Origin of the sequence: Pontibacter sp. SGAir0037 (assembly GCF_005491705.1) — a bacterium.
In the GTDB taxonomy this organism is placed as follows: domain Bacteria; phylum Bacteroidota; class Bacteroidia; order Cytophagales; family Hymenobacteraceae; genus Pontibacter.
This window is the reverse complement of record NZ_CP028092.1, coordinates 2,555,625-2,568,532: the sequence shown is the minus strand read 5'-3', so window position 1 is coordinate 2,568,532 and position 12,908 is coordinate 2,555,625. Positions and strand designations below refer to the sequence as shown.

The window sequence follows — 12,908 nt, the reverse complement described above, 5'->3', positions numbered from 1 at the left end:
TTTTTATGCTCATTCGCATGCATGTACTTTGCAAAAACAAATAATGAGTTGCGCGATGGTGTTACTACGAAAATATGCCTGGGAAGGAGTAGGCTGGCTTGGAGCCTTCTTTTCGCTTCTGGCTTTTAGCCTGAACAGCTTTGGTTTTATCAGCAGTCAATCGGTAAATTACCTGGGGATGAACATTGTTGGTTGCTTTTTTCTGATACTTTATGCCGTTTCTAAAAAAGCGCACGCGAGCTGGGTGCTTAATTCGATCTTTCTGTTAATGGCTGTTATTGCTTTAGTTAGAGTTTATGTAATAAGCCAATAGTAGCCGGAGTTACCGGTATAAGTGTGGTGCTTGCTGCAGGTAACAGGTAACCTGAGGCTGGCCGGGCTGCCCATCGTTCATATTGATAACGAAGTTATTGTCGGCACGATGGGCAGCTCCGTTTACCTACAGTACTTATTGGAGCTTTTCACGGAAGAAGTCAATGGTGCGCTTCCAGGCAAGTTCTGCTGCGGCTTTATCGTAACGGGGAGTGGAATCGTTATGGAAACCGTGGTTAACATTCGCATACATGTAGGCCATGTATTTTTTATGATGCTCTTTTAAAGCAGCCTCATAGGCTGGCCAGCCTTCATTAACGCGCGTATCCAGTTCGGCATAATGTAGCAGGAGAGGAGCTTTTATCTTAGAAACATCCTCGCTTGCCGGCTGTCCTCCATAAAACGAAACAGAAGCCGACAGACCCGGAATGCGTACAGCCATCATGTTAGCAACCCAGCCCCCAAAGCAAAAGCCGACAACACCTACTTTGCCATTGCAGTTTTCGTGGCTCTTCAGGTAGTCGTAAGCGGCTATAAAATCTTCCAGCATCTCATCTCTGTTCCGTTTGCTTTGCATTTCACGCCCTGCATCGTCGGTGCCCGGATAGCCGCCTAATGGTGTTAATGCATCCGGTGCAATTGAAACAAAGCCTGCCAATGCGGCTCTTCTGGCCACATCTTCAATGTATGGGTTCAGGCCACGGTTCTCATGCACCACCACAATGCCTCCAAGTTTCTTGTTCGTATTGGCGGGCATCGATAGCAGTGCCTTCATCGTTCCGCCACCCTTGGCAGACTTGTAAGTTATATACTGCGACGTAAGGCGGGGATCATCTGCTGTTACCTGCACAGAACTCTTGTAATCGGGCATCAGAAAGCTCATGAGTGAGGCCACTGTAAGGCCGCCTACAGCATAAGCAGATAGATTCTGAATAAAATCGCGCCTGTTTAGCCGGTTGTGTGCATAGTCGTCATAAAGGTCAAACACTTCTTGCTTGATGTCTTCTTTCCTGATTTTGTCCATAGTAGTCTGTGTCCGTTTTTATCTTAAATATAAGAAATTTCAGATCATGGTTTTTCTTTTATACTCGTTCTTGCTTAAGCTTCTGCGGGGATAGCATGTTGTCTGTAAGAGCAGCACTTCCAATACAGTTTCTTTTATTAATCTGGCAAATTTTGCCGAATTTTAGGCTATGAAAAGATTACTGGTTTTGTTCATTCTTTTATGTAGTGTTAGTGCCAATGCCCAGGTATTGCGAAAAAGAGCCGTTAAGTTAATGGGCAGCCGGTTCGATATTACCATTGTGGCCGGCGATTCCCTGTCGGCCGAAAATAGCATTGATGCGGTAATTGCAGAAGTGACGCGAATTGAAAATCTGATCTCTGACTGGAAAGACGACACACAGGTTGCGGAGGTAAACCGGAAGGCTGGCATTGCGCCTGTTAAAGTCGATCCCGAAGTTTTTGCCCTGGCAGAGCGGGCGCTTTGTCTTTCAAAAATCACCAAAGGAGGCTTCGACATCAGCTTTGCAGCCATGGACAGGATCTGGAAATTTGATGGCTCCATGACGGAGATGCCGGGGCCGGAGGCTATAAAAAAATCGGTGGAGAAAGTAGGGTATAAGAACATTGTGCTGAATCGCAAAAACTCTACCATCTTCTTAAAGAAGAAAGGCATGAAGATAGGGTTTGGTGCACTGGGAGAAGGGTATGCCGCCGACAGGTGCCGGGATATGATGCTGGCCAGAGGCATAAAAGCCGGTATTGTTAATGGCTCCGGTGATATGAGCACCTGGGGCAAACAACCTGATGGGAGTAACTGGACAGTCGGTATAACTAATCCTTTACAAAAAAATACTTTGTTTGCTATTATTCCGCTACAACAAAGTGCTGTCGTAACATCCGGAAGCTATGAGAAGTTTGTGATGTTCAATGGCACCCGCTACTCCCATATCATCAACCCTGCAACAGGGTATCCTGCTTCCGGGCTTACCAGTGTTACTGTTTTCGGGCCCAGCGCAGAAAAGGCAAATGGTTTCAGTACTTCCATGATGGTGTTGGGTAAAGAAGCGGGGCTGAAACTATTAAAAAAATATCCGGAGTACAGTTGCATCCTGATTACCGATAACGGCGAGGTGATCTCTTCGCCGAATCTCGCAATAGAGGAGTACCGTTTATAGCATCGGAAAAACAGCCGTTGTTTAGTAACAGTCTGTTAGTAACTGGCTGCGAGACTGATAGTAACTGATGCTGTTTCCTGTTTTTTTCCGGCAGATGGTATCTAACAGCTCTGTTACGTCCTGCTGCATCGAGAGAGAACCGCAAATCATAACCACACCATCTGTTGCTAACACGTTGGCTATAAAGTCCGCGTCTTTGGCTATCAGATCGCTGACATACTGCTTTTCTCCTTCACGTGAAAAAGCCACCAGCAGCCGGGACAGCTTCTGAAGCGACTGGTTTTCTTCCAGAAAGCTTTGATAGATGTTGAAACTTGAAGCTTCCCTAAAGCCGCAATATAAATGACAAGGCCTTTGCCGGTCGTTTTGGCTGATCATGCCCAGGAAAGGCCCGATACCTGTTCCGTTAGAAACCATAACCACAACAGGTGCTTTGGCAGGAAAATAAAAATGCTTGTTGCTGTTAATTCGTGCACGAATTGTGTCTCCGGGCTTTAACCGGTGCAAAAAGCCGGAGCCTAAGCCATTGGGGTGCAGCCTTACGCTTACCTGAAGCTCCTTGCCTACCATACCAATAGAATAAAGTCGCTCCCGGTGATCATTTTCCGGATAAATGGCCAGCAAATCTCCTGATGTTACGCGCAACCTGCGCTTAGGCAGGAAACGAACTAAAAAAGTTCCTTCAGTATGTTGGGAGCTGCTGTTGCCTGTTACCGTAAGGGTTTCGAAGCGGTTTGCCTCTGCCTTCCGAAGTTCAGGCAAAACCGTAAGCGGTATGCCCGCCTGCTGAGACCAGGCTTCTGCCCATAAGCTAAACTCATCTGGCGACCTGTCATTTACCGTATGGATGTCCACTAAAGGAGAGGCCCATTCCTGCCGTGAGAGCAACTGATTCACCTCAAAAGCAAACTTACAGAAGTCGGCATACGCATGCGAACCAAAGCCAAGAACTGAATAGTGGACCGGTTGCTGTTGCGGATATTTTTCGAGCAGAGCGGCAAACCTGCCGGCATTGGTTGGTGCATCTCCCAGCCCGTAGGTAGCCGTTAGCACGATCAGGTGTTCGGCTTTAGGGAAAAAGGTAAAGTTATTCAGCTCCGATATAAAAGATTTTTCTCCCTGCTTCAACAACTGCTGGTGTATGGCCTGGGCAAACCGGAAGGTACTACCATTCTCAGATCCTACCAGAATAATAAAGCGGCTTTCATCTGCTGTATACTTATTTTTAACACGGTTTGCCCTGCGCTTGAAGGTAATTGCAAAGCCGGAATAAATAAAAAAGAGGATGTTACAAGAAGCTATGGCCAGTATAACAGCCCAAATGGCACTTGTCCGGCCTGTGTGCAGGTTCAGGCTCAGGTCGGTCAGTAACTGTGTGGTCGGGTACTGCGCCTCATCTAGAACATCGCCTGTTACCTGGTTAACAGCTATTTCTCTGTCTTTCAGTTTCAGCGTATAATAATCTTCAGGATCATCTGAAAAAGGAAATTTGATGCTTTGCACCTGTGAAAGCGGGGTATCTTTAAAAATGGCAAAGTCTGCAAGCTTTTTTTCCGGCTCTGATTCAATGGCATCAAAATCAACCTGAGGCGATACTTTTTCAGCTGTGATCAAGCCGAACCTGTTCAGGGAAAGATAGGTGCCGCTGAGCGAGATAATTATAATCGGGACCAGCGACAGGCGCCCCAGCACCACATGGTAGTACTGCGCAAAACTGTCCTTCACAATGCGGGTAAAGAATCGTTTCAGTCCCCGTTGGCGCTGCACAATGAGCGCTGTTCCTGAAACAGTAATCAGTAGCAGTAAAAAGGCTGTAAGTCCAATGAAAAAGCGGCCTGTTTCGTGTAAGAAAAGAGAGCGGTGCAGGTTGGTTACCCACTGAAAAAATTCCCCCTGTTTTTCCGGTGTGCCTAATATTTTACCGGTACGGGGATTTACATAGGCAGACAGGTTTTCCCCCTGTTCATCACTTCCCTTTATCTGCACAAACTGGTGGTTGTCAACAGTCAGTTCGCTAATGCCCGGATACATTTCTTTAAGCGTAGGCAGCGTCTGGGCCAGAGAGAGCTGGTTAAAATCGGTAACGCTGTAAGGCTGGATTTTGTCGGATACAGGCTCAAAGGCAAGAATTAGACCTGTAATGGAGGCAAGCGCAAGTAAAATAAAAGAAGATACAGCCAAAGCAAGATGGCTGTATCTCCAGATGGAAATGGTCATGTGGTTAAGGGAGATCAGTTGGGGCTGAAACGCACGTAACGGATAAATCCGGTACCTTCATTTTTGGCGGAAAGGCTTTCCTTTGTCAAGGGTATTTCCAGGTCTTTTACATAATACTCCTTGTCTTCGACTGCCGTTTCGAACCGCAATTTATAGTTGGCGTTTATTTTAGAGTTCTCAATTTCGAAAACAGTTACGCTACGGTCTCCACCGGCAACAGATGCACCTGTTATGGCGCTGATGTTGCCTGGCTTTTTAGAATAGAACTTGTGCCACTCTTTCAGGCTGCTGTACCATTGTTTATCGTCGCCCATCACATAGAGCGTTTTTTCATACTCGCCCTTCGGGTTGATAAGAGATACCACTATATAAGCTCCTTCACCCATGTAGTTAGACATCTGGAGCAGGCACTTGTATTTAGTGGTTTGCGCTGATGCCTGGAAAGAAAAGAGACTAAGCATGATGCCTGTTAAGCACACTCGGAGAATCAACTTCATTTTATCACTTTAAAAAATCGACAGAAATATTGTTTTTAGTTAGAAGCTCATTCTCTTTTGCAAGTGTATAAGCCGTTTCGTCAAACTCAGTGGCAATGTCTTTTCTGGCACCAACAGACAGCAGGTATTTCAGTATAGCATCGTCTTTGGATAGCATGGCTGCTTTGTGTAAGACAGTAATGCCTTCTTTGTTTTTGGTGTTTACATCAATGTTCAGGTTTGCTATTCGCTTCAGCAAGGCCATGTCATTTTTAGCAACCGCTAAGTGGTATAATGTGCTGCCGTCTTTCTGAGGTGCTGCAAAGTTTAGCCCTTTGCCTTGTAGTGCTGCCATTTTAGCGCTAAAGTCGTCTTGCTGGCCTCCGTTAGAAGCGCCGCCTTCTGGTCCACGGCCACCTTGAGGTGTGTAAGACTGTACCAGGTAGTAAGCCAGGTTATTACCATCTTTGTCTTTGATGTTTACATCTGCGCCGTTTTTCAAAAGAAGGGAAACAACATCTGCAGAACTGCTTTTTACTGCCATTGTTAAGGCAGATTCGCCCTTGGCATTTGTAGCATTAATATCTTTTACCTTGGGTAACAGTACTTCTATAAGGGCTGCATCCTTACCAGCGGCAGCATTGATGAAAGCAGTATTGCCATCTTTATCTGCTTTGTTTACATCAACACCTTTAGCCAGGAAGTACTTCACAATTTCAGACTGGTTAGGTTTACGTACCAGGGCATGCAGCACGGTTTCCCCGTTTTTATTAATGTAAGCAGGATTGATTTTCAGCTCATCTACCAGGTACTGGTATACATCAATGGTATTTGTGCTACGGCGTGTACCCTGTGCAGCAAAAATGAGTGCATTTTCGTTAAACTGCACACCTTTCTTAAGCAAGGTTTTTAGTTGGGCCACATTTCCTGTTCTGGCAGCGTAATTAAAGGCAGTGTTGCCATTGTTGTCAACGTCTTTCAACGATAAGCCTTTAGATATAAGATAATTGCTCAGCTTAAGATCGGCATCGTTTGCAATACCCAAAAGGAGGAGGTTAGCACCGTCTCTATATTTCTTCTTAACATCCAGGCCTGCTTTAAAGAAAGCTTCATATACAGCGGTGTTTGTCTGCCCGTTGCTTGCTGCAAAGGCGAGGGGAGTAGTACCGTGGCTGTCTTCCAGGTTGATGTCGGAGCCTTTGGCTATTAAATACTCTACTAATTCCACATTGCCTCTATTCGCAGCCCAATGCAGGTAAATACGCCCGTCGTGGGTGATTTTATTTATACTGTTCCCTTGCTGCTCCAGTAAGAACTTGATGGTAGCGTTTGGAGCATCGCTGTTAATAGCCATCACTGTAGCATCAAAGGTCATGGGGTTGAAGGCGGTGGCACTGTTCCCTTTAGCTATTTCGGCTTTCACAGCTGCCGCATCAGGGCTTGTTTTCCAGAAAGACTGGTCTAAAAGCGTGTTGTTCTGCTGCGCTTTAAGAGTGAAAGACGCAAAGAGAAAAGGTATTAGAAGTATTTTTTTCATGCAACGCTTGTTATAAGTTTACAAAATGCCAATGGCGTTCTACCTTGGCTTATCTCAACTGAACCACCTCTTTCACAGACTTTGCCGCGTGTAGCTAAGTGTGTGGAAAGATTATTTAGACTAATTCAAAATAATACACAAATATAATAGGAGTGACTATAATACAATAGCAACAGGAGGAAATTTTGATATTGGGGGAAGCTTTAAAACGAATTACACAATTCTGATGCCTTCCCTCAAAAATAGATTTGCATAGGTGCTGGCGAATTTACGTTATTTGTTGATTGGAAAAAGCTTTATTCGCTGGCGCAAGGCCTGATTCGGTAAATCAGCATCAGCCAGAAGTAAGCAATTAACGTTCCCTCTTTTACTAATGATATGTAAACCATGGCTACAGGACTCCTTGCCCTTTTAGATGACATTTCTGCTCTTGTGAAAGTAAGTGCGGCCAGCCTGGACGATGTTCCGGCTCAGGTGGCAAAAACAACAGGTAAAGTATCCGGAATTGTAATTGACGACACAGCAGTTACACCTAAGTATGTAGTAGGGCTTGATCCGTCGCGCGAGCTTTCGATCATTTTCCAGATCGCTAAAAAATCGCTGCTCAACAAGGTTATTCTGTTAAGTCCGGCAGCCCTGATTCTCGGATTTTATGCGCCATGGGCTATAACACCAATCCTGATGCTGGGAGGTGCTTTTTTATGTTTCGAAGGGTATGAGAAAGTGCATTCCATGTTTGCCCGGCATCACGCTGATGGCGGGCATAGCGCAGAGGAGGATGTGAAAATTATAACGCCTGCGGAGCTGGAAAAGGCAAGGGTGAAAAGCGCTGTTCGCACAGATTTAATTCTTTCCGCTGAGATTGTGGCTATTACCTATTCTACCGTATCCGAAAAAGCATTGCTTACACAAATTGCCGTTATGCTGGCTGTCGCTGTTTTTATAACGGTTGCTGTGTACGGATTTGTTGGCCTGGTAGTGAAAGCCGATGACATCGGGCTGCATATGGCAAAGGAAAACCATCATAAAACGGTGCGGTCAATCGGGTATAACATTGTAAAGTTTATGCCCCTTTTCTTAAACCTGTTAGGTTATGTTGGTACGGCAGCCATGCTGTGGGTAGGGGCCGAAATTATTGCGCACGGCATCCCCTTTACGAGCCATGCACTGCATGAACTAGAGCATGCACTGGCGCACCTGCCCGCTCTAGCCTGGCTAACAAAAGCTATTGCATGTGCCGTGGGCGGGCTCATATTAGGAGCTCTGATAGAAAGAATAGTGCATTTCGTTCGCAGATTCAGGTAGAACGTGCTGCTTTGCAAGCTATACAAAAATGCCGTTCTGCTTTAAGAACGGCATTTTTGTATGAAAAAAATTGACAGTACAATGTGGTTTGTCTACGCTGTTGGTGTTGCACTTAACTTTATAATAAGCTCATCCAGTATATCTTTGCTGTATCCGATCATGCGGGTATATTGCAGGCAAAGATTGTATTCCCTTTCTTCAACTTCCCCGTCCTGCAGTACCATTAGCACCAAAGTCTGAAGTTCCAGTGTTTTTTGCAGCCCTTCCTGCGGAATAATAAAACAAAGTGATGAGAGGTTATCTGTTATAGGAAAGGTATCTTCCTCTGTCAGGCCCAGCTGCTGCCCTATAGTTAGCAAGAAATTACTCTCAGCTTCATCTATATAATTATCGGCTATTGCCACCATCACAAGGTTTTGAAAAAAAGCCAGTTTTTTATCCTTGGTCTCAAAAAATCCATCTAACGAAATACCAGTTGCCATAGATAATAATAATTAAAATTGTAGGTGATTAAACCTGAAGCTTTAGGCGCTCCGGGTTCAGTAAAATGCAAACGAAAGCAGGTGTAAGCAAATACAACGGCTTTCGTTTGCGTGATGGTATTTACGTATAAAAGAGAGAAGTAAATAAGGAATTTAAAAATAGCAGACTTAAAAGTGGCTGATATGTTAGTTTTTATAGTGTAAGGGCTGGTTTCTCAGTTTTAGGGAAATAAATAAAAAAAGCGGTTCCGATGCCAACCTGGCTGCTTACCTCAATGTGCCCACCCATTGATTCTACATGTGCTTTTACCAGGTAAAGGCCTATCCCTCTGCCTTTTTTACCTTTGTGGAAGCGCTTGTAAAGCTTAAAGATACTATCCTTCACCTTTTCCATGTCGAAGCCCGAGCCGTTATCAGAAAAGGAAATAAGAGTGCCTCTGTTGGTGGAAGCGCATTTGATAAGTACTTCCAGGTGACGCTCATCTGATCTGTATTTAATTGCATTCGACATCAGGTTATGGCAGACACTGTAGAGGTAGGCTTTGTTTGCTTTAATGGTTGTACCTTCCTCCACATCAATCAGCACTTCACCAGAGCATTTCTGAAGCGGCTCCTGCAGAGAACTCAGCACCTGGTACAGCACATCGTTCAGGTCTACCTCCTCCAGCTCCATATTCCCTTTACTGTCTCTGACACTCAGGATGGTGTTCATGTCTTTTAAAACAGTATCGAGTTGCATAATGCTAACCTTTAAGTTAGAAAGAATGGTGTCGTACACATCAGTGCCTTGATCTGCTTTTTTCAGAAGGTTTAGAAGGCCCAGGGCATTTGCTACAGGTGCCCGGAGGTTATGAGAAACAATATAGGTGAATTGTTGCAGGTCGTTGTTCTGGTTGTAAAGATCTCTCGTAACATGCGCCAGCTCCTGCTCCGAATTTTTTAAAGCCGTAATGTCGGTTTGTACAGCGATATACCGTAGTACGTTACCTTTTTCATCCAGCACAGAGTTAATCTGTACATTAATCCACATGTCTTCTCCGCTCTTAGCAGAACACATAACTTCAAAAGAAACTGGTTCTCCGTTCAGCATTTTGTCTTTTACAGCCAGAAAAGAACTTTGGTCTGCTTTCGGGTTATATAGTAAATCGAAGGGATATTTGCCTAAAGCCTCTTCCAGCGTATAGCCTGTAAGCCTTGTGAAGCCTTCGTTAGCCCATTCGATCTCGTTGTTCTTATCAATAATAAGAACTCCATTATTTGTTCTGCTCGCCACCAGCGATAGCTTTTCAAGCTCCATCCTGAACCTGATCAGCTCAGTAACATCATCGAAATAAACTGATAAACCTTCGGCCGAAGGAAAAGCCTTTACCTGAAGCCACATATCATACTCCCTGAAATAAGAGGTAAAATGGACTGCTTTTCCAGTTTTTAAAGCTTCGCTATAATGGAGGTGAAATTCCCCGCCTACTTCCTCCGGAAAAGCATCTTTAATGCTTTTACCGATGTCCTTCTTCTTGTGCAGGCGCAGAAGCCTGGCTGCTTCTCTGTTGATGTAGGTGAACTTCCATTCCCTGTCCAGCATAAAAAAAGCATCGGTGATACTCTCAAAGATATTGCTGAGTTTCTGTGCCTGCTGTTGTATCGTGTCAAGAGACTGTACAATTGGTGTTATGTCTTTAGCAACTGTTTGCACCCCGATTACTTTTTCTCCCATTTTAATAGGGTACTTTGTTGCTTCAAAAGTCCTTAATGTTTTGGCCGTAGTATAAATATCCAGGTTAAACTTTCCGGTGCTGCCTTTCAGCGCCTTGCGGAAGTATTTTTTGCAGAGAGCAGCTACTTCGGCTGATAAAAAGTTGGAGGCGGGATAATTAATCACTTGCTCCTTGCTGAAACCAAGTACTTCTGTGAAGCTACGGTTAACTTCTGTGACTAAACCTTCTTTACTTTCAATAATGATGACATCTTTGTTGTTTTCGAATAAAGCTCTGTAGCGCTGTTCGCTCTCTTCTAATTTTTTTTGACTTAATTTTAGCTCTGTAATATCGCGGGCTACACAAAATATAGCATTGTCTTGTTCAGACCAGGCGCATGACCAGAGCATGCGCACCTTTTTTCCCTGTTTGTGAATCAGGCAATTTTCAAAATTCTTAATTTTTTTTGCTTGAAGTATGACTGCAGCAGTTTCTCTGGTACTTTCTAAGTCATCAGGATGAACAAAGTCTGTATAGTGCCTGCCAATTAATTCGTTTGCTGTATAGCCCAGAATACTGGTGCAGGCATCGCTTATATAAACATAATGCCCCTCCTGATCAAAAGTGCAGAATAAATCAGGAGAGAACTCAGCCATCTTCTCCCACATCGATGAACTAAGTTCATTCTCCATGATAAATTGCTGTTAAAAGCTTGGGTGTTAATTTAAGCACAATTTATATAAATAAATTTATGTTATGCAATACCCAGGTATAGGTATAAATGCCTATTTATTATTGTTTTAAATAATATGGCAGAATTAGGAAGGAAAGTGATGCGATTTTATTTTTCCGGACAGAAAATGTTTTAACATCCTTTGTTATAAAAGCCTGATGTAGTGAAACAAGCTGCAAAAGAATTAAGGGTGGCTATACGGAATTTGGTTAAAGAAAAAGCAGAACCTGAGATGTAAATATTTATACTTATCAGGTTCTGCTAAAGTTATAGTACGCTTTGTAATAGCCACTTGAGGCATTTCATAAGTTGGCAGGCTTTACTGCTTACAGGCATGGCAGGTACCTGAGCGTTGCGGGCAGATGCCTGCCAGATCTTTAATATCCCGGATTCTGACTGCCTAAATTAGGGTTTCTTTGTCTTTCGGCTTCAGGAATAGGAAAAAGTAAGTGCTTTGTTTCAATAACTTTGTTCCAGTGGTTTGCCTGCCCAACCAGTTCAACAAAATTAATTTCTCCATTCGCATTAGCTGCTGTTTGAGGAAATTTTCTTGTTCTGATCATGTCGAACCACAAACGGAATTCAAACACTAATTCACGAAAACTTTCTTCCCACACTTCTTCCACAAATTCGTTAGGCGACAAGGCGTTCAACTCAGAAACTATTTGGCTGTAATCCGTTTTCCAGTAGGCTCTTCCTCTTACCTGTGCCAGGTTTTCAACGGCATCAGCTGTTACACCCTGAGCTCTTGCCTTCGCCTCAGCAGCAATAAGCAATACATCTGAGTAGCTGTATATTACCACATCTTTACCAGAACTGGCAGTCTCAAACAATGCCTCATCATCGTGCCATATATATGGTGCGGTTTCAAAGTTCTTAACTTCACCATTTTCCAGGGTAAGAGAGCTGTGGAAATATTGCTTTTCCTGAACCCTCAGATCTCGTTGAGCATCGTACCCCCAAAGGAACTTGTTTACCGGTTGGTAAGCTCCGTTAGTAATGGCATAAGCTACATGTTGAGCCATAGAAACAGGGTATGCCCATTGGGGGTAATTATTGTTAGAGATATTAACAGCATATTCATGGTAAAAAATGTATTCATTTGCTGATGCATCGCCCCTCCGTATCTTGTTATAGGCGCTGTTCTCCTCAACTACCTGTCCGCTGGAGTTTTTGTCGTGCTGCGTTAAATTGTATGTGCCGCTATTGATGACACTCTCTGCCATGGCGGCAGCGTCTGCGTACCTGTTTTCCTGTAGCGGATATCCGCTCATAGTTAAATACACATCGGCTAATAAAGTTGCAGCAGCCCCTTTTGTTATTCTGCCTCCATTGTTTGCCATGGAATTGTTCGACAAATTACCTTGTTCGATGGCAAACTTGAGATCCTGTTCAATGAGTGTATAAACATCCTTAATGGAGTTACGGGAAACATACAGGTTTTCAAGAGATTCATACGGTTCAGTAACTAAAGGTACTTCTCCGAACATCCGAACCAGGTAAAAATAAGCGTACGCCCTAAAGAACCGGGCTTCGGCTTCTAATCTGCTTCTTTCTGTATCAGTTAGACCCGGTGTAGCAGGAATATACTTTATCGCATTGTTCGCTCTTGAAATGCCCCTGTACAAATCATCCCAGATTCCGCCAAGGTACCCGTTCAGATTATTGCCGTTTAGAGTTAACTGCTGTGCATGCTGTACGTGTACCTCCTGGCCTTTATACTCGTTGTCAAAAAAGCCAGACATGTAGTTGCCAAGCATAGCTTCTGCTCCGGAGTAAACTCCACCATCAAATAACTGTGGCGCACCTGTCCTATAAAGTGAATTCACAGCGCTGAACGCATGAGATGGTTCAGTGAAATTTTGCCTGGCGCCGAGCTCATCTTTTGGTACTTCTTCCAAAAAGTCTTCACAAGAGAAGCATATTAACCCAGCCAACAATAGAATAAGATTTATCTTTTTCATGATCTTCT

10 protein-coding genes are annotated in these 12,908 nt (G+C 44.0%); 3 read left to right on the top strand and 7 right to left on the bottom strand.

Annotated features, from left to right (window positions below):
• Nucleotides 1–55: 55 nt before the first annotated feature.
• Nucleotides 56–313: a hypothetical protein gene (locus tag C1N53_RS10435; protein WP_137759255.1), complete on the top strand. Its 258-nt coding sequence runs from the start codon at nucleotides 56–58 to the stop codon at nucleotides 311–313.
• Between the two features lie 135 nt (nucleotides 314–448).
• Here C1N53_RS10435 and C1N53_RS10430 read toward each other — a convergent pair whose 3' ends face one another.
• The gene (locus tag C1N53_RS10430; protein ID WP_137759254.1) at nucleotides 449–1,336 is read right to left on the bottom strand and encodes a dienelactone hydrolase family protein; all 888 of its coding nucleotides are present in this window, start codon (nucleotides 1,334–1,336) and stop codon (nucleotides 449–451) included.
• A gap of 169 nt (nucleotides 1,337–1,505) precedes the next feature.
• On the opposite strand from C1N53_RS10430, the gene C1N53_RS10425 reads away from it, so the two are divergent.
• Nucleotides 1,506–2,492 (top strand): FAD:protein FMN transferase, encoded by a 987-nt coding sequence (locus C1N53_RS10425; protein ID WP_168194009.1) that lies wholly within the window; start codon nucleotides 1,506–1,508, stop codon nucleotides 2,490–2,492.
• 21 nt (nucleotides 2,493–2,513) lie between these two features.
• Here C1N53_RS10425 and C1N53_RS10420 read toward each other — a convergent pair whose 3' ends face one another.
• From C1N53_RS10420 to C1N53_RS10410, 3 genes are read right to left on the bottom strand one after another with little or no spacing between them, the layout of a single operon-like run.
• Entirely contained in the window at nucleotides 2,514–4,709 is a 2,196-nt protein-coding gene (locus tag C1N53_RS10420) for a PepSY domain-containing protein (RefSeq protein ID WP_137759253.1), read from the bottom strand.
• 14 nt (nucleotides 4,710–4,723) lie between these two features.
• Entirely contained in the window at nucleotides 4,724–5,170 is a 447-nt protein-coding gene (locus C1N53_RS10415; RefSeq protein ID WP_240773452.1) for a DUF2271 domain-containing protein, read from the bottom strand.
• 40 nt (nucleotides 5,171–5,210) lie between these two features.
• Nucleotides 5,211–6,722 (bottom strand): ankyrin repeat domain-containing protein, encoded by a 1,512-nt coding sequence (locus C1N53_RS10410; RefSeq protein ID WP_137759251.1) that lies wholly within the window; start codon nucleotides 6,720–6,722, stop codon nucleotides 5,211–5,213.
• Nucleotides 6,723–7,109: 387 nt separating this feature from the next.
• Here C1N53_RS10410 and C1N53_RS10405 point away from each other — a divergent pair, with 387 nt between their 5' ends.
• On the top strand, nucleotides 7,110–8,027 hold the full coding sequence (locus C1N53_RS10405; protein ID WP_137759250.1) for a DUF808 domain-containing protein: 918 nt from the start codon (nucleotides 7,110–7,112) through the stop codon (nucleotides 8,025–8,027).
• A 92-nt stretch (nucleotides 8,028–8,119) separates the two neighbouring features.
• Here the strand turns inward: C1N53_RS10405 and C1N53_RS10400 are convergent, their stop codons facing one another.
• The 3 genes from C1N53_RS10400 to C1N53_RS10390 all read right to left on the bottom strand — a co-directional run bounded on the left by C1N53_RS10400 (nucleotide 8,120) and on the right by C1N53_RS10390 (nucleotide 12,765).
• Nucleotides 8,120–8,509 carry a hypothetical protein gene (locus C1N53_RS10400; protein ID WP_137759249.1) on the bottom strand — a complete coding sequence of 130 codons (390 nt, stop codon included), beginning with the start codon at nucleotides 8,507–8,509 and terminating at the stop codon, nucleotides 8,120–8,122.
• 193 nt (nucleotides 8,510–8,702) lie between these two features.
• The gene (locus tag C1N53_RS10395; RefSeq protein ID WP_137759248.1) at nucleotides 8,703–10,895 is read right to left on the bottom strand and encodes a PAS domain S-box protein; all 2,193 of its coding nucleotides are present in this window, start codon (nucleotides 10,893–10,895) and stop codon (nucleotides 8,703–8,705) included.
• A gap of 418 nt (nucleotides 10,896–11,313) precedes the next feature.
• Complete coding sequence (locus tag C1N53_RS10390) at nucleotides 11,314–12,765, bottom strand: RagB/SusD family nutrient uptake outer membrane protein (RefSeq protein WP_371415964.1); 1,452 nt, start codon at nucleotides 12,763–12,765, stop codon at nucleotides 11,314–11,316.
• Nucleotides 12,766–12,908: the final 143 nt, after the last annotated feature.

What these genes read in the sequence shown, in the direction of transcription:
- C1N53_RS10425 (WP_168194009.1), top strand. Translation starts at nt 1,506, where the DNA reads ATGAAAAGATTACTGGTTTTGTTCATTCTTTTATGTAGTGTTAGTGCC.
- C1N53_RS10435 (WP_137759255.1), top strand. Translation starts at nt 56, where the DNA reads ATGGTGTTACTACGAAAATATGCCTGGGAAGGAGTAGGCTGGCTTGGA.
- C1N53_RS10405 (WP_137759250.1), top strand. Translation starts at nt 7,110, where the DNA reads ATGGCTACAGGACTCCTTGCCCTTTTAGATGACATTTCTGCTCTTGTG.
- C1N53_RS10420 (WP_137759253.1), bottom strand. Translation starts at nt 4,709, where the DNA reads ATGACCATTTCCATCTGGAGATACAGCCATCTTGCTTTGGCTGTATCT.
- C1N53_RS10430 (WP_137759254.1), bottom strand. Translation starts at nt 1,336, where the DNA reads ATGGACAAAATCAGGAAAGAAGACATCAAGCAAGAAGTGTTTGACCTT.
- C1N53_RS10400 (WP_137759249.1), bottom strand. Translation starts at nt 8,509, where the DNA reads ATGGCAACTGGTATTTCGTTAGATGGATTTTTTGAGACCAAGGATAAA.
- C1N53_RS10395 (WP_137759248.1), bottom strand. Translation starts at nt 10,895, where the DNA reads ATGGAGAATGAACTTAGTTCATCGATGTGGGAGAAGATGGCTGAGTTC.
- C1N53_RS10410 (WP_137759251.1), bottom strand. Translation starts at nt 6,722, where the DNA reads ATGAAAAAAATACTTCTAATACCTTTTCTCTTTGCGTCTTTCACTCTT.
- C1N53_RS10415 (WP_240773452.1), bottom strand. Translation starts at nt 5,170, where the DNA reads ATGCTTAGTCTCTTTTCTTTCCAGGCATCAGCGCAAACCACTAAATAC.